Genomic DNA, 18,593 nt, shown 5'->3' with positions numbered 1-18,593 from the left:
CATCCTTCTAGGTACCTTTGATCATCAAAGGTAGTTTACGAGGCTCAACTGCTGGATCTTCGAGATGATCGTGTAAGAGGTCTGAAGCTGGGTTTCCATGTTCTTGACGATCGTGGTCGCCTCGACCGGATCCACGCCCGTGAGATCGATGAGTTTGCCCTGCAGAATAGTCGACTGCGCATCCAGTGCGTCGTTGGACTTCGTCACACGCTCCTGCGAGAGACCAAGCTGGCTCTGCTGGCCCGTCAGACCGTCAACGGCCCGGCCTGCATAGTCAATTGCGCCGTCCGACAGACCTGCCATGCCGGCCGTTCCGAGACCTTGGCCAGCCAGGGCCTGCGTCATGATCGTCGCCATGGCGAAATAGCGCATGCCGTCCGAATTGGCGTTGGTCGAAGACGTGACGACTTCCGAATTGCTGATGCGGCTGGTCATGTTCTGGTTCGATGCAGAAGACCAATCGCCCCAGGCCGGCGGGTTCGTGACGTATGCGCCTGACGTCGGCACCGGTGCGCCGACCGGATAGCCTGCCGGCAACGTATCACCAGTGAACATCGGCTCGACGAACGTCGTCATGAAATTCTTCATGTCGGTTTCATCGAGATCGGCAACCGTCTTGGGATTGCCGGTGACGGGATTGGTCAGGCCGCTGGCATAGGCCTGCAGATTGGTCTGCATGGCGCTGATTGCTGCAGAGCTCTGATCGGTCAGCGGCGGCACATCGGTGTTGACGCCGGAGAAGAGGTATTCGCCGTTGGCAGACGAGTTCGCAGTCCCCATCAGCGTCGAGAACGCGCTGGATGCCTGCTGCAGTGTAACGCTGATCGTCGTCGCGCTTTCGCTGCCCTTAAGCGCCGTTAGCTTGGCCATCAGATCGTCGGCAGAGCTGTTCAGGTCACCGAGACCGTTCTGCGACATTTCCAGGCGAAGGTTGACGACGGAATTGCTGTCCTTGATCGACTTGATACGGTCGATTTCGCGGTTGAAGTCGATGCTCTTTGCCGTGTTCACACCGAGCGCTACGCCGACGTCGGCGTACATCTTGGTGCTGGCCTCGACTGCCGACTGAACCATCTGGTTCTGCGACTGACGGATCGTCAACCGCATGGCGTTCTGAATGGCTGAACTAGAAATGAATGAGCTTTTCATCGTTAACTCGCAATATCCAGCAATGACTTCAGCATTTCATCGACGGCGTTCAAAATCTTCGTCGCCGCCTTGTAGGACTGCTCGATATCGAGCATCAGCGTCAGCTCCTCGTCGAGGTTGACGCCAGTCTCATTTGAATAGGCCTGGTCCGAGCGCGACAGAGCAGCCGACGTGTTCTCAGAGGCATCGCTGGCGCTGCTGCGGTACTGTTCGAGCCAACCGACAGAGTTGGCGGCAAAGTCCATGATGCTGACGTTGGAATCGATGCCGGAGCCGGTGTTGAAACCGACTACGCCGGTGCCCGGGTCGAAATCGACCTTCGCGCTCATGGCATTGTAGTATTTGTCGAGCTGCGCCGTGTAACCGCCATTGCCCGTAGGATTCGTATTGAAATAGGGCGGCGTCGTCGGGGCAGGTACCGGATCGTTGATCGAACCGTCACGAAGCTTCATGGGGTCGCCACCTTGCGAGGTGATGACCGCAGAGCTTACCTTGATCGAACCTGCCAAGCCTGAGATGATCGGGCTGGTTGCCGGGTTCGTGGTCGTATCGATCGGCGGCATTCCGCCGACAGCGCCGGTCGAATCCGTCCATGTGAACAAGCCTGGCTTCGTCGAACTGCCGTCGGAGTTGGTCTCCGCGAACATGTTGATGAGGCCCTTGGCGATTTCGTCCAGCTGGTTCTGGAACTTCGGCGCGACGTCATCGCGAATCTGCAGAAGCGCCTGAAGGCTTCCCTGGCCGGAGGTCGTGCCGCCCTGCCCCATGGCGAGAGCCACGCCGTCAATATAGACACCGTTGCCCTTGTCGCTCGCCTGGTAGGTCGGCGTCGGCGTGAATTGAACCGAGCGCGGAACGGTGTCGAAGAGTACGACGCCATCGGCGGTGTAAAGCGCCATGTCGTTGCCGCTGCGCGACACCGGATTGACGCTGACGATGCTGGAGATCTGCTTCAGCAGCTTGTCGCGCTGGTCCAATGCATCCGACGGGTCGGAGTTGGTGTTGACCGCATTCTTGACGGCGTTGTTGGCCGTCTCGAACTGCGAGAGCAACGAGTTCAACGTGTCAACCTGGGTCGCGATCGACTTGTCTGCGGCCGCTCGGGTGTTTTGAACCGATGCCGTCGCATTGTTCAGCGAGTTTGCAAGGTCTTGCGCTGCGCTGATCGCGCCTTGTGCGGCAACGGCGTTGTTCGGGGATGTCTGGAATGCGCCGAGCTTTTGCTGGAAGGCGGCGAGGTATGAGGACGGGGACGTCTCATAATCGTTACCGCCGAGAATGCTCTTGACGTCTTCAAGGCCGTTCAACAGCGTCTGCTGTGCACTGTCCTGCGAGTTGCTTGCAAGGTACTGGCGCAGGAGAGCATCCTCCTGCGCACGGTCAATCTTGACTACCGATGCGCCATCCAGCGACGTGCTGATCATCGCCTGCCGGCGCACATAGTCCTTGTTGCCGGCATTGGCGATATTCCCCGACACGATCGCGCTCTGCGTGCCCGTGTTGTTGAAGATGCTTTGAGCCGTGTTAAGTGCTGACGTGAGCGACATGGCTTACCGGTTACCCTAGATTATCGCTTGAGGTTGACGAGGACGTCCATGATGTCCGAACCCGTCTGGAAGACCTTGGAATTGGCGGTGTAGCTGCGCTGAGATTCGATCATCTCGGTCAGCTCACCTGCGAGGTCGACGTTCGAGCCTTCGAGTGCGCCGGCCTGGATAGAGCCGAAACCGTTGGTCTGGGGGTAGCCGGTGACCGTAACGCCCGATCGGCCGTTTGCCTGATAGACGTTGCCGCTGAGAAGCGTCAGCTCGTCCGGGCTGGCAACAGTCGCCAGAGGAATGCGGAAGACCGGCTTCGGATCGCCTTCCTTGTAGTTGGCGTAAACCGTGCCATCCTTGTCGATGGTGACGCCGGTGACTTCACTGGCCGGCTGACCGTTCGGCGAACCCGTGCCGCTGTTGGCGGAAGCCTTCTGCGTGTACTTCGAAAGATCGAGATCGATGCTGAGATCGCTCGTCGTATCTGCAATGGTGACGTTTCCGGTAATCGAACCAGCGTCCGCATCGGCCGGGTCGGTAATCAGATTGCCGCTCTTGTCGAAGACCATCGTGCCGCTGGCAACCGGAGTAGCCGGGCTGTACGGGAACGAGCTCGTGCCCGACGTTGCCGCTGCATCCTTGCGGTAGATTGCCACGTCCCATTCACCGGACGTCGTCGCAGTGGCTGCGGCTGATTTCGTGAAGTAGAAATCGTACTGAACCTTGCCACCAAGCTTGTCGAAGACAACCATCGACGTCTTGTAGGTGTTGGGCGTGCCGGCCGCGCTGACGCCCGGGTCGACGTTTGCGCTCGGCAAGTCGGCAGCCGGCACAACGGGCATGTCGGAGTTCAAGTTGCCGGAGAACGTCGCGCTCGTCGATTCGATCGCGGTCAGGCCGGACTGGTTGACGTTGACGGGAACGAGGCCATCGAAGCCGTTGACGACGACTGCCGGCGGACCTGCCGTGTAGGGGTAGCCCATCAGCGTGAAGCCGGCGGCGTTGACCAGGTTGCCGTTCTTGTCCTTGGTGAAATCGCCGGCGCGGGTCAGAACCGAGGTTCCGTCCGGGCTCTGGACGATGAAGAAGCCATCGCCCGAAATGGCGAGGTCGGTGCCCGAGGTCGTGTAGGAGAGATCACCCTGGGAAGTCACGGACTGGCGGACGGACGTCTGAACACCACCGGAGTTGTAGTTGCCGGCCGAGGACGGCAGGACGAGCGACGAAAATGCCGTCGACACCGACTTGTAGCCCGTGGTGTTTGCGTTCGCGATGTTGTCGGCGACGGTGCTCAGGCGGTTTGCCTGGGCATTCATGCCGGACACTGCCGTCTTCATGCTGCCAAAAATGCTCATCTGAAAACCTCGTTTTCCTTGATAGCTTGGAGAGTATTTGGCGGGCCTTGCGTGAAGCTGTCTGGTGGCGAGCGGACCGTTCGAAATGTTGAACGGGCGCCCGCGCAGCAGGGCCCAGCACTGAAATCAGTTCCAGTCGATGCAGTAGCCAAGGAAGCGCTTCGAATCGACCGGGTCGAAACCGAGCTTCTTGCGCAGCTTCTTGCGCAGCTTGGAGATATGGCTTTCGACGACGTTCTCTTCGACTTCCTCGTCGAAGATGCCGTAAATGGCGTTGAAGATCTGGGTCTTCGTGACGCGGCGTCCACGGTTGGCAATCAAATATTCGAGGATGCGGCGCTCGCGGCGCGGCAGCGCAAAAACTTCGCCGTGGATCTCGGGATCGCGGCCGTCCGAGAAGACGCGGATGGCGCCGATATCGGTGTGGCTTGCAATCGCTTTCAGGCGGCGGCGGATGGCCGCAGCGCGAGCGAGGATTTCACGGGGGTGGACCGGCTTGCGGACCACGTCGTCGACACCGCAATCAAAAAGTGCAAGCGTCGTTTCGAGCGAGGGCTGATCACTGACCGCGATAACAGGTGCCTGGGAGCGATCGCGGATTGCCCGCGGCAGCTCAAAGGTCTGCTGGCCCTGGCCGATCAGGAATGCTTCAACAGCAGCGATATCCGAGTCCGCCGCCGTCTGCACCCATTCGCCAAATTCGTTTGGATCAAAGCCTGTCGAAGGAATGCCTTCCCGGCCAAATAGAGATGTATATCCATCCTTAACGAGCTCGCGCTCATCAACCACGACGATCATTCGTCCGCCTCCGAATCAGTGTGGCACTTCGATGATCTATGGGTACGAATCGTACGAATCTGGAACAAGGTGTTGGAAGTTAATGGCAGGAATTAATAGTTGCTTAACCTTTGCGTCCCGATTTGCTCTACATATAGTAGGTCATCGGACTTATGCACACAAAAATTTCGTGGAAAAGTTAACACCTGGTAAATTAGGCCTTGCGTGGCCAGATTCTGGCGGATTCCTGCCACATTTCGACACGATTCCGCTTTGTTCTCTTTTTGCCATCTTTGATTGCATCAATTCTGACAGAAGTTACTCGCATTAGGAGTCCACTTGCCGTAGCCAGTGGCGACCAGATTGGCGATCACCCGGCAGACATACTGCTTCTGCGCGGGGTCGTTGTTGGGTCCTGCGTGGTATCTCGCTACCGCCATCGTCCAGGTTTCGTGACGGTCGTGGAGGTTGCGCAGGAACTTCGCCGCATATTCCACATTGGTGTGCGGGTCAAACATCTCCTCGGCGGAGCGGAAGTTCTCGCCATGAAAGTAATGGTTGATCTGCATGCAGCCGATGTCGATCAGTTTCGCGCCGGCGCGGGTCGCCGTATCGAACTGGCGCATCGCATCTGCTTCGGAGGGTGGAAAGACCGCCTTTCCCTCAATATTGAGCGCGAAGGGATACAACGATCCCTTGCGTCCCGTCTCCGTCAAACCGACCGAGTAAAGGATGCCTTCGGGGATGCCGTACTTGGCAGCGGCCGACTGGATTTCCTTCTCGCAGGCCCCGTTAGAGGCGGCTGCCTCAGAGGTAAACGCCGCCAGAACCGCTGCTGCGATCGGAGCCAGAAGCAGCGCCTTCCACGCCGGTCTCAGCTGCGCCATCAAAGCCTCCATTCCCTCGCTGTGCGGTCTGCGACTGGCGCTCACGCGCCTCGCCGCCCTGTCCCTGCTGCAGGGATTGCTGGCCGGACTGGCCCTGTGCGTTCGCCTGCGCGCTGGTGTCGGTCTTTTCGACCGGCGCCATGCTGATGGTAACGTTGTCGACCGTGTAGCCCTGGCTGCGCAGCGATTCGAGGATCTTGCTGTGATCTTCCTTGAGCTGACGGTAGGCCGCACCCGTCTCGACCTTCAGATCGACGTTGAGGGCATCGCCGGACAGGCGCATCGTCGCCGTGACGAGACCGAGATCGATCGGCGTCATCTGGATCTTCAGCGTATTGACGACCTTGCCGGTGCTCGTCCACTCGGCGGCGTTCGACAGCGCCGAGCCAGGCTGCATGGCCTGCGCCCATTCCTTGTCGCCGCTGATGGCAGCGGTGACCGAAGCGGAGTTCTGCGCGAGGCCGATATAGCGGCGCGATTCGAGCACGGTGACGTTCTCGACATCCGTCTTGGCCTTGGCGCCGGTCTCTCCGGCATTTTCGGCGCCGATATGAATATCCATCGATTCACCGCGGCCATCGGCGCGGCTCAAACGGAAGATCTTGCCATCGGCAGCCTCGGAGCCCTCAGCGCCGGGCACGGGAACCTCGGCAGCCTTCGGGCCGCTGATCGCCGCCAGCGCGTCCGTGGCATGCGTTTCCGCCTTGCCGGTTGCCTCGACCTTATCGTCCTTCTTGTCCTTGCCAGGCGCGGTGTCGTCCTTCGCCTTCACGGCGGTGCCCTGCATGACCGTGGTGATCACGGCAGGCTGCTGCGGGACGTCTTTCTTCAGGAGATCGAGCGCATCGCTTGCTGCATCCTCGGTCTCGCCCTTGGAAGACTTCTTGGTTTCTTCGCCCTTTGCCGGCTTGGCACCCTTGGCGGCCTGCGGCAGGGTGTCTTCGTCGAGCTTGTCGGACTTGTCCTTGGTATTCTTTTCCTTCGGCAGCGCAGCGGCTTCCTGCAACTGTTCCTTCAGCGTCTTGCCGACCGAGACCGTTTCCGGCTTGGTTTCGGCCTGCTGCTTCAGCGAGGTGTCGCTGAGGTCGATGATCGGCTTCGGATGCTGGCGCGACCGGGCGATGACATTGGCGTCGGCCTGGGTGTCAGCGGGTTGCGAGCCGTCAGCGGCCTGCGCGTCGTTCGCCCCCTGGCCGTTATCGCCGGCTTTCTGCAGGACGTCCGAAAAGCCGCCCTTGCCGCCATCATCGTCCTTGCCGACAGGGCGATTGGATTTCGCTGACGGCGCCTCAACCGGTGCCGTTCCCCCCGAAACGCTGATATCCATGATCTCAATTGCCCTCTTCGCCCAGCAACTTGTCGATATCGTCAAGCTTGGACCGGTTCGCAGCCATAAAGGATTTGTAGGCAGGATCAGCATTCTGCTGGTCCTGGCTGCTGTCTGCCGGGAGCGCCGGTGCCGCTCCGTCGTCAACCGGTTCCGATGGGGGAGCGGTGGGCGATTGCGATTCGGCGTCCGTAGTAACAGCGGCCTGTTCTGAAGTATTCTCTTCATTAGAAGAAGTAGAATCGCTTGCTTGCGTCAAGCTTGCAGGGTCAGGCGCCTTCAATACTTGTTCCGCCACGGAGCGGGCAGCGGCCCGCAGCGCCTTGTCGCGATCCGAGAGATCGCCATCGGCGACCTTGCCGATATGCTGGGCCGCCGAATCGACGTCCGGCGTCGAGACCGACGCCATATTGCCATAGAAGCTCGCCAGCGCGCCGAGCGGATCGGTTTCGCCGCCCGACAGGGTCTGCGCGTGTTCGGCAGCAGTCTTGGAGAGCTCGACCTTGCCGGCGATGCCGGCCGCGCGCGCGATGCGCAGATAGACTTCGCGCTGACGCGCATCATCCATGAAACTCAGGATGCTGACGACGTCCTCGGTCTTCACGTCATGCTCATGATCGACGATCAGCTTGACGAAGAGATCGGCGAACTGGCTGGCATAGGGAGAGTGCAGGAAGCGGCGGACATAGCGCTGCGAATAGGCCATGCCCTTGTCGACAAGCCCGGCCTCGACGCTGATCGCCACAGAGCGGCGCAACGCCGCCTCCTCGACGATAGTACCGGGCGCCGACAGGCGCGCCTGATCGTAGAGCTTCAGCGCCTCGAGCGGGCTGCGGGCAACCATGACGTTGCCGCCGACCAGCGAGAGATAGGGGCCGATCTTCTTGTCGCGATATTCGTTTGCGGTTTCGACCAGCGTCTTGGCGACGAGCAGGCCCTTGCCGCTCAAATACTTGCGCAACACATCGGTGACGCGATTGTCGAAATAGCCGTTGACGTCGCGGGAGACGAGATATTCGAGCGTGGCGGGGTTACCGCCGCTCATCGCATAGACAAGCGCCGCATCGACGTTGCGATCGTCATCAAAGACGGCGGGATCGACGGTGCGTAAGCGCTGATCGATCGTGCCCAGCATGAAGCGCTGCATTTCCGCGGCGGAGTGATCGCCTGAGACAACGGAATCCTGCACGAACTGCAGCGAGCGCAGCATCTTGTAAGGCGCCAGATCTTCCTGCTCGTCGGCGCGCGCGGCCGCAGGCGCTGCAAGCGCCAGCCCGAGTGCGATCGACAGAAGACGATGGTGCTTGCGGCGCGCCATGGCTTACCCCTGATCCCCCTGGACGAGGATTTCGATACGGCGGTTTGCGGCATTGAGCGGATCATCGGGCAGCTTCAGCTTGCGATCGGCAAAGCCGGAGACCTGCGAGACACGCCCCTCTCCGAGACCGCCGCGAACCAGCATGTAGTAGGCAGCCTGGGCGCGGTCCATGGACAGGCGCCAGTTCTCGTTATCGGCGCCCTTGTACTGGCGCGCGTCGGTGTGGCCGCGGATGACGACCGCACCCTGGCGGGCCTTCAGCACTTCGCCGATCTTCTCCATCGCCAGAACCATTTCCTTGCGGGGAACGGCCGAGCCGACATTGAACATGGAGTCGTTCGCCTGGTCCGACAGACTGACCAGCAGCCCGCCTTCCGCCGGAACGACGGTGAGACCTTCGGCAAGCTTGCCGGCGACGCCGGTGATCTGCTTGGCGATCTCCTGCTTCAGTTCGTCGGCCTTCTTCTCTTCCTCAGCCTGCTTGACCGGATCGGACTTTTCTTCTTCGGTCTTTGCGGCATCGTCAGGCTTCTGATCATCAGCCTTGCCGTCTGCGGTCTTGTCATGCTGTTTGTCGGCCGGCTTTCCATGCTGGTCGGCGGGCTTGGCGTCCGCGGTGTCGGTGTCCGGCTTCTCGGCTTCCAGTTTTGCCAGCTCGGTCGCGTCAGGCTGTTCCTTGGCGTCCTTGGTCGCCGGCGTCTTGCCGGGATTGTCGGCGCGCGTCACCTCGACCTGCTTCGTCCAGAAATCCGGATCGAAGGGATCGCGATAGGCTTGACCGCCATCGGCGCCGGTCGCGGGGCCGGAATCGGCCGCACCGCCCTCCCCCTTGGCGCTGACATTGGCCTGCTGCCCGACTTCCTGGGCGATCTCGGCCAGCACGGAGTATGGGTTCTCGAAGAAGTCGGCTTCGGAATAGTTGGTCTGGTCGCCAGAGGTCGATGTCTGGTCGTCGCCGCTTGCAGCCGATGCGCCCTGCGTCTGCTGCTCTTCCTTCTGCTTGGACTTGTCCTTCGTCTCCTCGCCGTCAGCCGTATCGACAGGCTTCTTCAGGCCCTTTTCGGTCGGCTTTTCATCGGCGAGCTTGATCGGATTGAAGTAGGTCGCGACCGAGGCCTTGGTTTCCTCGTTGGCGGCGTTGACCAGCCACATGACGAGAAAGAAGGCCATCAGCGCCGTCATGAAGTCGGCATAGGCAATCTTCCAGGCGCCACCATGGGCGCCATCGTGGTCGCCACCGCCATGTTTCTTGACGATGATGACTTCGTTCTTGCCGTGGTGGTGATTTTCGCTCTCGCTCATTCCAGAACTTTCTTCAGGCTGGCCGACCAGGCCGAGATGCGCGTCACGAGAACGGAACCATCAACCTCAACTGCAAGATCCACATCATCGGTTTCGAGATGACGCAGCAGACCGGGCTTCTCGCCGAGTGCCTTTTCCAGCAGGGCAAAGAGTTTCGCCGGTCCCTTGACGACAACAGGGCCGGCAGCGCCATCCAGGATCGCCTCGCGCAACAGGGCGGCGAGACTTTTGACGGCATCCTCGGCGACTGCCTCTGTCACGACAGGCGCAACCGCCTTGACGGCTGCGGCGCTGACGAGATCGGCGACATCGAATGCGATATTGGAAAGACGCGCGGCAATCAGCGCCGCCAGCTCTTCCTCATACTTGGCCTTCAGCTCCTCGAATTCACGCTGGTGAATGAGTTCGAGGGTCTGCATTTCGACGGCATGCTTTTCGCTGAGCTCCGCCGTCGCGGCCGCATGGCCCTCGGCATAGGCGCCGCGCTTCTCGGCTTCCAGATCGACAACCGGCTCTTCGGCGATATCGGCGAAGCCGCCAAAGGTATCGTCGGCAAACTCCATCGGCTCCGGAGCCGGGGCGACGGGCTTGATGTCACTGAAATCCTTGAGATAGCGGGAAAGCATCGCGCTCATCGTGTCGACCCGTTATCTGCGAAAAGATGCGGCATGCCTGCGCCCCGTTCAAACCAATTCCGACGGCCGCCCAAAACCTGATGCGCCATCCTTGCCTGAAACCTAGAAAGCCAAACTTGCGCGAGGATGAATGGCGGGCGCAAACGCCCGCCATCTGGACGGGAATGCTACTCGAGAAGGATCAGGATGTTGCCGGCCGACGTGTTGAGGATGTTCATCGCTTCGGTGGCAACGTTAAGCTGCGTCCCGATGGCCGTCTGGCGCGTGGAGGCTTCGTCCATGTCGGTGTCGACGAGCGCGCCAACCGTGGTGTCCAGCGAATCCATCATCTTGCTGATGTAATCGGAACGGGCGTCGATCTGGTTCTGCATGATGCCGAGACCGGATGCCGTCGTGTTCAGGCTCGAGAGGATCTTCTCGACCGCGGACTGCATGTCGGCAAGGTCCTGGCTCGATGTGCTGTCCGAAAGCGCAATCTCGGTGCCGCCGGCCGGCGTGCTGGAGTTGGCGTTGAGCAGGTAGAACTGGCTACCGGTGCCATTGCCGGGATCGATCGCCTTCGTCAGCAGACCCTTCGACGCGTCGCGGGAATCGATCATCACCAGGTTCGACGAGGGAATGCTGATATTCTCGGGGTAGAACTGGCCGTTCGGACCGCGCGTATAGCCACCGATCACCGAGCGGGTGTCGGGCATGGCGGAGCTGTTGTTGTAGAGCCAGTTTTCGCCGGAGAAGCTGGTGCCGGTGACGGCGGACTGGAGCTGGCCCTTCAGCTGCTGAAGCGTGGTGTTCAGCTTGTCGCGATCGTTTGCCGGGTCGGCAGCCGAGACGAGCGTCGACTTGATGTTGGTGACGAGGTCGATCAGCGAGTTCATCGACGTGTAGGTCGTATCGACCTTGGCAGCGCCGAGGCCGAGAGCGTCGTCGATGGTCTTCAGCGAATTGCCGTCGGTGCGCAGCGTCTGGGCGTAGGACCAGTAGGTGGCGTCATCGGCCGCGGACTGGATGCGCAGCTCGGACGAGATCTGCTGCTGGATCTTGTCGTTATCCTTGCCGAGGCCGCGCATAACGTTCAGTGCGGTCAGCGCAGCAGGGTCCTGAATGGAATAAGCCATCTGTCGATCTCTTGTATGAATGGAAAGGGACAGACCGGAAACCGGTAGCGACAGATTATGGCCTCATGCCCCCGGCAATTGGCCGGTGCGTCGCTGTAAACAAATCAACTCGCCGGTGAAATTAACCCGAACTTAAGCATGCTTTCAAGGCTTGGAGCGGTCCGGCGGGCGGAAACTTCACGATCGCTGTAACAAATTGTTTTTAAATGAGAAATCGCGCCCTTTGAGCGCGATTTCGAGATCTTTTCTGCCGGTTGAAAATCGCGACGCAAGATTCGATCCAGCTTCAATTTTCCGGCTTAGCGCTGGAAGAGCGTGAGAACGTTCTGTGCGCTCGAATTTGCGATCGACAGCGACTGGATGGCAAGCTGCTGCTGTGTCTGCAACGCCGTCAGTTTGGACGATTCCTCTTCCATGTTCGCATCGACGAGACGGCCGACACCGGAGTCGATCGAGTCGCTCAATGACGAGACGAAATTCTCCTGCAGCTGAATTCGCGTCGAGATCGAGCCGAGCTGCGAGGCAGCCTTTGTCATCGATTCCAGACCCTGCTCGACGACGTTCAACGCGAGTGTGATATCGCCGTCCGACATGTTGGAGATGTCGAGCGAGAAGATCGAGCCGACAGTGCCGTTGGTCGAGCCGATGATACCGGTGGATGTATCGATCGCGCCGTTGCTGGTGCCGAACAGGACGTTGCCGTTAGAGGCCGAATTGAGGACGTATTCGGTGGTCGTAACCGAGGTTTCGCCGTTGCCGTCGCGGACGAAGGAGGAGACGACGCTCTTCGTTTCGTTGCCTGCGACCCAGTTTTCGCCGGAGAAGGATGCCGATTGGGCAATGCTGAGGAGCTGCGACTGCAGCTGCTTCACTTCTTCCTGGATCTTGGTGCGATCGACGCCCTTTTCGGTTGCGGCGACGATCTTGGCCTTGATTTCGGTGACGACGTCGATGGCGTTGTCCATCGCAGAGTAGGCGGTGTCTACCTTTGCGGCGCCAAGACCCAGTGCGTCGGAGACTGCGGACAGGGCCTTGTTGTCGGAGCGCATGGTGGTCGCAATCGACCAGTAGGCTGCGTTATCTGCAGCCTTGGAGACACGGTAACCCGAGGAAACATGGTTCTGTGTCGTTTCAAGATTATTATTAATGCTACGAAGTGTCTGAAGTGCAGCCATGGCTGCGACGTTCGTCAAAATGCTCGTCATGAAAAATGCGCCCCTTATTGGCAAAAACGTCGAGAAGGGACATTCCGGCCTACCGGGAACGGGAAGCAGCGCTCATGCCTGTTAACCTGCGATTAATCTCGGTTAACTCACCGTTACGTTGAGCGCAGAAGACGGCAAAATGGTTAACAAATCGTTAACGCCAACGACAAAAAGCCGCACCTGTTAAGGCGCGGCTTCTTTTCAGTGCCCGCCCGGCTAAGCCGGCGGGTATGTTTTCTGGACTTATTAGCCGCGGAAGAGCGACAGGATATTCTGCGAAGAGGAGTTGGCGATCGAGAGCGACTGGATCGCGAGCTGCTGCTGCGTCTGCAGCGCGGTCAGCTTGGAGGACTCTTCTTCCATGTCCGCGTCAACGAGGCGGCCAACACCCGAGTCGATTGCGTCGCTGAGCGACGAAACGAAGTTGGACTGCATGTCGATGCGCGAGGAGATCGAACCGAACTTCGAACCGAGCGAAGTCATGTCCTTCAGAGCGGTTTCAACGTCGGTCAGCAGGTTGTCGATGTCGCCCTTGGTCGTGGAAGCGCCGATCGTGAACGAGGTGATCGAGAAGCCCGACGAAGCGCCGGTCGTGCCGAGAATACCACCCGTACCAGCCGTTGCGTCGGTGTAGAGCAGGTCGGTTTCGGCAGCCGTGTACTCGGTCGTCGTGACCGAAACGCCGCCGGAGCTGCTGCGGACGAAGGACGAGACAACGCTCATCGTTTCGCCGGCGGTGTTGGCAACCCAGTTTTCGCCGTTGAACGAAGCGGAAGAAGAGATGCTCTTCAGCTGAGCCTGGAGCTGGGTGATTTCGTCCTGAACCTTGGACTTGTCAACGCCGTCTTCGGTTGCAGCAACCAGCTTCGACTTGATTTCGGAAACGACGTCGATCGAGCTTTCAACGGCAGTGTAAGCCGTGTCGACCTTGGCAGCGCCCATGCCGAGAGCGTCAGAAACAGCGCCGAGGGCCTTGTTGTCCGACTTCATCGTCGTGGCAATCGACCAGTAAGCTGCGTTGTCGGCAGCCTTGCCAACGCGCAGGCCCGACGAAACGTGGTTCTGGGTGTCGGACAGGTTCTGGTTGACGTTGCGCAGCGTCTGCAGTGCGGACATTGCGGAATTGTTGGTAAGAATGCTGGTCATTTTAAATGTGCCCCTAATTGGCTACGTGATGAAGGGCATTCCGGTCTCACCGGGAACGGCGCTCAGCGTCATGCCTGCCGATCGTCTGTTGATCGACCGCCGTTTCGATGTCCCTAGGAAACAGCATCATAGTTAAAACAACCTAAACACGACCCAAAAAAAATCGTTAAAAATCGGTAACTTACGCTATTTTAGCATTAATGGCTTGTTAACGAAAAATGGCCGGTGAAACACCGGCCATTTCCATTTTTGCGATGTGCTGTTCCGGTCTTAGCGGAAGAGCGACAGGATGTTCTGCGAAGAGGAGTTAGCGATCGAGAGCGACTGGATCGCGAGCTGCTGCTGCGTCTGCAGCGCGGTCAGCTTGGAGGACTCTTCTTCCATGTCCGCGTCAACGAGGCGGCCAACACCCGATTCGATCGAGTCGCTGAGCGACGAGACGAAGTTCGACTGCATGTCGATGCGCGAGGAGATCGAGCCGAACTTGGAGCCGAGCGAGGTCATGCTCTTCAGTGCGGTTTCAACGTCCGAAAGCAGGTTGTCGATGCCGCCCTTGGTCGTGGAGGAGTCGATCGTGAACTCGGTGATCGACTTGCCCGACGAAGCGCCAGCCGTGCCGAGGATACCGCCGGTGCCGGCAGTTGCGTCGGTGTAGAGCAGGTCGGTATCGGCAGCCGTGTATTCCGAAGTCGTGACCGAAACGGCACCCGAGCTGCTGCGGACGAAGGACGAGACAACGCTCATCGTTTCGCCGGCGGTGTTGGCAACCCAGTTTTCGCCGTTGAACGAAGCGGAAGAAGCAATGCTCTTCAGCTGAGCCTGGAGCTGGGTGATTTCGTCCTGAACCTTGGACTTGTCAACGCCGTCTTCAGTTGCAGCAACCAGCTTCGACTTGATTTCGGAAACGACGTCGATCGAGCTTTCAACGGCGGTGTAAGCCGTGTCGACCTTAGCAGCGCCCATGCCGAGAGCGTCAGAAACAGCGCCGAGGGCCTTGTTGTCCGACTTCATCGTCGTGGCGATAGACCAGTAAGCAGCGTTGTCGGAAGCCTTGCCAACGCGCAGGCCCGACGAAACGTGGCTCTGCGTGGAGGAGAGGTTCTGGTTGACGTTACGCAGCGTCTGGAGAGCTGCCATTGCGGAAGTGTTGGTGTTAATGCTTGTCATAATCTGTCCCCTAGAAAACTAGATACAAAAAGGAGGACATTACCGGACTGCTATTACCGGCGATGACGGACCTGCTTCATGCAACTCGGCGCCTTCTTTTTTGGCCCCAAACCCGTCATGTCCAGGGCAATCTCGCAGCCAATACTTGCCAACTTCTTAAAAGTGGCAGGGGGCGCCAAACCCCTGCAGTCTATAGTTAAACAATCCGGAACAGGGGGTCGGAGACAGTTAAATTCCGCCCGTTCCAAAGCAATACACCGGCTTCGTGCAAGCTTCGGATGCAAATGTGCCATGGCCAGAAACAGCACAGCTCGCCTCGTCCAGACGCGGCGGCTCGCTGCGTGCGGCAGCATCGATGTTTTGATCAGCGCATTTCCTAACGGAGTTCGGTTTTGAACAGCAAAGTCTCGTTTTCGGTGGCGTCCCGAGAATTTCAGGCAGGCCGCTATACGCAGTCCCTCGCAACACTGAACCAGCTGATTGACACCCAGAAGGATGCGAAGACCTACGCCCTGCTCGCAAAGAACCTGCTGCAGCTCGGCTTCAAGTCCGACGCGGCGAAGTCCTACGGGCTTGCGGCCAAGGCCGGCGGTGCGAACGCCTACGAATATTACAAGCTTGCCGCGCGCCTGCACTACGATTGCGGCGAACACGATGAAGCGCTGGTCATCTGCATGCGCAACTTCGAGAAGGCGCAGAAGGATCCCGACCTGGCATTCATCCTGGTCTCGGTCTTCTATGCGCGCCAGCAGCGCGATCTGATCCAGCCGCTGAAGAACGTGCTGTCCAAGAGCAGCAACCGCGAACATCTCCAGGCCGCCGCGACGCTGGTCTCCAACGACCTCAGCGACCCGTCCAACGAGCAGCTCGCCCGCAACATCTTCAAGCGCTTCCCGAAGGATTTCTCGGCGCGCTTCCTGTATCTGATCTTCCTGCGCGAATTCAACGACTACGAGGAAAGCCTCAGGCACCAGAAGGTCGTGGACGACGCGGTCCTCGACGGCCGGCCGGAAGTGTTGCGCAAGGACCATCCCTTCTATCACCTGCACTGGTGCGGCAACGAAGATCTCAACCGCCTGCCGATGGTCGGCGTACCGAAGCTCGATCCCGACAAGGTCGCGGCGCGCCGGGCGCAGCCGCATGCATGGTCGGACAAGATCCGCATCGGCTACATGTCCGCCGACTTCTGGGACAACCACGCAACCATGAAGCTGATGCAGCGGGTTCTCGAACTCCACGATCGCGACAAGTTCGAGATCGTGCTGTTCGACCACAGCGGCCCCTATGCCCTGTTGAACAACAAGACCGACCGCAGCAAGTGGGGCACGATCGTCGACATCCACGGCGTCTCCGACCAGGAAGTGCTCCGGCTGGTGCGCGAGCACAATATCGACATCATGGTCGACCTGAAGGGTCATACCGCAGATAGCCGCGCCAACAGCTTCAACATCCCGCTGGCGCCCGTGCACGTCGCATGGCTCGGCTTTCCGGGCAGCACGCTGGGGATCGACCTCGACTACGTCATCGGCGACCAGTTCGTCCTGCCTGACGTCGCCAAGCCGTTCTACCACGAGAAGTTCTGCCGCATGCCGGAGAGCTACCAGCCGAACGACCCGTCGAACCGTCCGCAGCCGAAGCCGGTGACGCGCGAGCAATACGGCCTGGCAGACGATGCCTTCGTATTCGCCTCGTTCAACGGTAACCGCAAGATCACGCCGGAAGCCATTGCGAGCTGGACGCGGATCCTGAAACGGGCGCCGAACAGCGTCCTGTGGCTGATGAGCAATTCTCCGCGCAACGAGGAGAACCTGCGCAAGGCGTTCCGGGCATCCGGTATCGCGGCGAACAGGATCATCTTCTGCGCCCGTACCGGCTACCAGGAGCATATCGACCGTATCCAGGCCGCCGATCTCGGTATCGACACCTTCCCCGTCAACGGTCACACCACCACATCGGAACAGCTGTGGGGCGGCCTGCCGGTTCTGACGATGAAGGGCACCAACTTCGCCTCGCGCGTCAGCGAGAGCCTGCTGAACGCCATCGGCCTGCCGGAGCTGGTCGGCAAGGATCTGCAGGATTACGAGGATATGGCTGTCGAGCTCGCCAACAATCGCGAGAAGGTCACGGCCTACAAGGCGCATCTCGCCGAGCAGCGCTATATCGCTCCGCTCTTCGATGCCGAGCGCTTCTGCAAGCATCTCGAGCAGGCCTTCGTGACTATGGCCGACCGCGCCAAGCGCGGCGAGGCTCCCGACCACTTCGACGTCCCTGCCCTGCCGGCCCGCACGCAGCCGTTCTGGACCGCATAAGGTTCGAGAGACCGACAAACACAAAACCCGCCGGAGAGATCCAGGCGGGTTTTTTGTTGTCTGCTGTGGCGGCCGAAGACACGGCCAGGGAAAACTGCCGTGGCTTAGCTGAACGAGCGAACCAGGCTGCCGACCAGGAGGTTCCAGCCGTCGATGAGCACGAAGAAGAGGATCTTGAAGGGCAGCGAGATCGACGTCGGCGGCAGCATCATCATACCCATGGCCATGGTGATGGTGGCGACGATCAGGTCGATGACGAGGAACGGCAGAACCACGAGGAAGCCGATTTCGAAGCCGCGGCGGATTTCCGAGATCATGAAGGCCGGGATCAGCACGCGGTAATCGATCTGGGCGCCGGTCTGGACATTCTGGCCACGCTCACGTGCAAGATCGACGAACAGCGCCAGATCCTTGTCGCGGGTATTGGCGGCCATGAAGGTGCGGAACGGCTCGGCGATGCGCTGGATGGCTTCCTGTTCCTGGATCTGGTTGGAAAGCAGCGGCTGCACCCCATCCTGCCAGGCTTTGTCGAAGGTCGGCGTCATGACGTAGAAGGTCATGAACAGCGACAGCGACAAGAGGATCATGTTGGATGGCGTCGAGGAGAGGCCGAGGCCGGTGCGCAGGATCGAGAAGGCGATGATGAAGCGCGGAAAGCTCGTCACCATGATCAGGATGCCCGGCGCGACCGAAAGAACGGTCAGAAGGCCGAATGTACGGATGATCCAGGCAGCGACCGAACCATCGACAGGGATATTCAACAGATTTGTCGGCAGCTGCTGAGCCACCGCCAATTCCGGTACCGCCATCATGGCGGCCAAGAAAATTATGAACCGAATCATTCGACGACAAAGGTCCTGAACATGACCTTGGATACGCGCCCCTGAGAGCGCAGGTCAACACGTTCCTGGATGTCATCCCGTAGATATTGGAAGCCGCGCGGACCTTCGATCTGCTGCAGCGAAACAGTGCGGATGTAAGCCATTATATCCTGATGGATATCCTCCGCGACCTTCACGTCGGGGGGGCCATTGAAGAGAAGTGCGACCTCTAGCCTCACCCAGTTTTCGGAGGGGTAAGCGAGGTTCGAGGTGATCGGCTCGAGCTGGACGACGTTGTTGGCCTCGGTCGAGATATGCGGAAGGCCGGTTTCGCCCTCCTTCTTCTCGCCTCCGGCGGCCTTCGGGTCGGCCGGCTTTTCGGCCTGCTCGGCGCTCTTGACGTTCGGGGCGAGCATCGAGCCGACAGCCCAGCCACCGCCGGCGCCGAGAAGGGTCAATACCGCGACGCCGACGATCGTCATCATCGCCCCGGACTTCTTCTTCGGTTTGGCTTCGCCTGTTTCTTCGTCTGCCATGGTTTC

16 protein-coding genes are annotated in these 18,593 nt (G+C 59.7%); 1 reads left to right on the top strand and 15 read right to left on the bottom strand.

Annotated elements, in window-relative coordinates; translation table 11 throughout:
- Window positions 1-24: 24 nt before the first annotated feature.
- From ACEN84_RS12190 to ACEN84_RS12130, 13 genes are all read right to left on the bottom strand, one after another.
- Window positions 25-1,149, bottom strand: a complete 1,125-nt coding sequence (locus ACEN84_RS12190; protein WP_199626190.1) for a flagellar hook-associated family protein — start codon at window positions 1,147-1,149, stop codon at window positions 25-27.
- A 2-nt stretch (window positions 1,150-1,151) separates the two neighbouring features.
- Window positions 1,152-2,696, bottom strand: coding sequence for a flagellar hook-associated protein FlgK (gene flgK / locus ACEN84_RS12185; protein WP_199626189.1), 1,545 nt, complete (start codon window positions 2,694-2,696; stop codon window positions 1,152-1,154).
- A 20-nt stretch (window positions 2,697-2,716) separates the two neighbouring features.
- Window positions 2,717-4,042: a flagellar hook protein FlgE gene (locus tag ACEN84_RS12180; RefSeq protein ID WP_413710989.1), complete on the bottom strand. Its 1,326-nt coding sequence runs from the start codon at window positions 4,040-4,042 to the stop codon at window positions 2,717-2,719.
- Window positions 4,043-4,168: 126 nt separating this feature from the next.
- Complete coding sequence (rem, locus tag ACEN84_RS12175) at window positions 4,169-4,840, bottom strand: transcriptional activator Rem (RefSeq protein ID WP_112713268.1); 672 nt, start codon at window positions 4,838-4,840, stop codon at window positions 4,169-4,171.
- Window positions 4,841-5,121: 281 nt separating this feature from the next.
- A complete protein-coding gene (locus ACEN84_RS12170) occupies window positions 5,122-5,706 on the bottom strand; it encodes a transglycosylase SLT domain-containing protein (protein WP_203429578.1) in 585 nt (194 codons plus the stop codon).
- Window positions 5,627-7,036, bottom strand: coding sequence for a flagellar hook-length control protein FliK (locus ACEN84_RS12165; protein WP_413711297.1), 1,410 nt, complete (start codon window positions 7,034-7,036; stop codon window positions 5,627-5,629). Before ACEN84_RS12165 ends, ACEN84_RS12170 begins: the two co-directional genes overlap by 80 nt.
- 1 nt (window position 7,037) lies before the next feature.
- A complete protein-coding gene (gene motC, locus ACEN84_RS12160) occupies window positions 7,038-8,351 on the bottom strand; it encodes a chemotaxis protein MotC (protein ID WP_413710988.1) in 1,314 nt (437 codons plus the stop codon).
- A gap of 3 nt (window positions 8,352-8,354) precedes the next feature.
- Window positions 8,355-9,653 carry a MotB family protein gene (locus ACEN84_RS12155; protein WP_413710987.1) on the bottom strand — a complete coding sequence of 433 codons (1,299 nt, stop codon included), beginning with the start codon at window positions 9,651-9,653 and terminating at the stop codon, window positions 8,355-8,357.
- Entirely contained in the window at window positions 9,650-10,288 is a 639-nt protein-coding gene (locus ACEN84_RS12150; protein ID WP_130279053.1) for a hypothetical protein, read from the bottom strand. The genes ACEN84_RS12155 and ACEN84_RS12150 overlap by 4 nt, the downstream gene beginning before the upstream one ends.
- 167 nt (window positions 10,289-10,455) lie before the next feature.
- Window positions 10,456-11,403 carry a flagellin gene (locus ACEN84_RS12145; protein WP_112713278.1) on the bottom strand — a complete coding sequence of 316 codons (948 nt, stop codon included), beginning with the start codon at window positions 11,401-11,403 and terminating at the stop codon, window positions 10,456-10,458.
- 299 nt (window positions 11,404-11,702) lie between these two features.
- Complete coding sequence (locus ACEN84_RS12140) at window positions 11,703-12,608, bottom strand: flagellin (protein WP_112713280.1); 906 nt, start codon at window positions 12,606-12,608, stop codon at window positions 11,703-11,705.
- A 246-nt stretch (window positions 12,609-12,854) separates the two neighbouring features.
- Window positions 12,855-13,754: a flagellin gene (locus ACEN84_RS12135; protein WP_130279054.1), complete on the bottom strand. Its 900-nt coding sequence runs from the start codon at window positions 13,752-13,754 to the stop codon at window positions 12,855-12,857.
- 270 nt (window positions 13,755-14,024) lie between these two features.
- Window positions 14,025-14,921, bottom strand: a complete 897-nt coding sequence (locus tag ACEN84_RS12130; protein ID WP_112713284.1) for a flagellin — start codon at window positions 14,919-14,921, stop codon at window positions 14,025-14,027.
- Between the two features lie 392 nt (window positions 14,922-15,313).
- Between ACEN84_RS12130 and ACEN84_RS12125 the strand changes: the two genes are divergently transcribed.
- On the top strand, window positions 15,314-17,230 hold the full coding sequence (locus ACEN84_RS12125; protein ID WP_112713286.1) for a glycosyl transferase: 1,917 nt from the start codon (window positions 15,314-15,316) through the stop codon (window positions 17,228-17,230).
- 104 nt (window positions 17,231-17,334) lie between these two features.
- Here the strand turns inward: ACEN84_RS12125 and fliP are convergent, their stop codons facing one another.
- Together fliP and fliL are read right to left on the bottom strand one after the other, a co-directional pair.
- On the bottom strand, window positions 17,335-18,072 hold the full coding sequence (gene fliP / locus ACEN84_RS12120) for a flagellar type III secretion system pore protein FliP (protein WP_112713288.1): 738 nt from the start codon (window positions 18,070-18,072) through the stop codon (window positions 17,335-17,337).
- Window positions 18,069-18,587: a flagellar basal body-associated protein FliL gene (gene fliL, locus ACEN84_RS12115; protein ID WP_112713290.1), complete on the bottom strand. Its 519-nt coding sequence runs from the start codon at window positions 18,585-18,587 to the stop codon at window positions 18,069-18,071. The genes fliP and fliL overlap by 4 nt, the downstream gene beginning before the upstream one ends.
- Window positions 18,588-18,593 lie beyond the last annotated feature (6 nt).

Source organism: Rhizobium sp. Rhizsp82, from assembly GCF_047325115.1.
Lineage (GTDB): Bacteria > Pseudomonadota > Alphaproteobacteria > Rhizobiales > Rhizobiaceae > Rhizobium.
The sequence above is the reverse complement of the archived record's forward strand: the minus strand, read 5'-3'. Positions and strand labels throughout refer to the sequence as shown.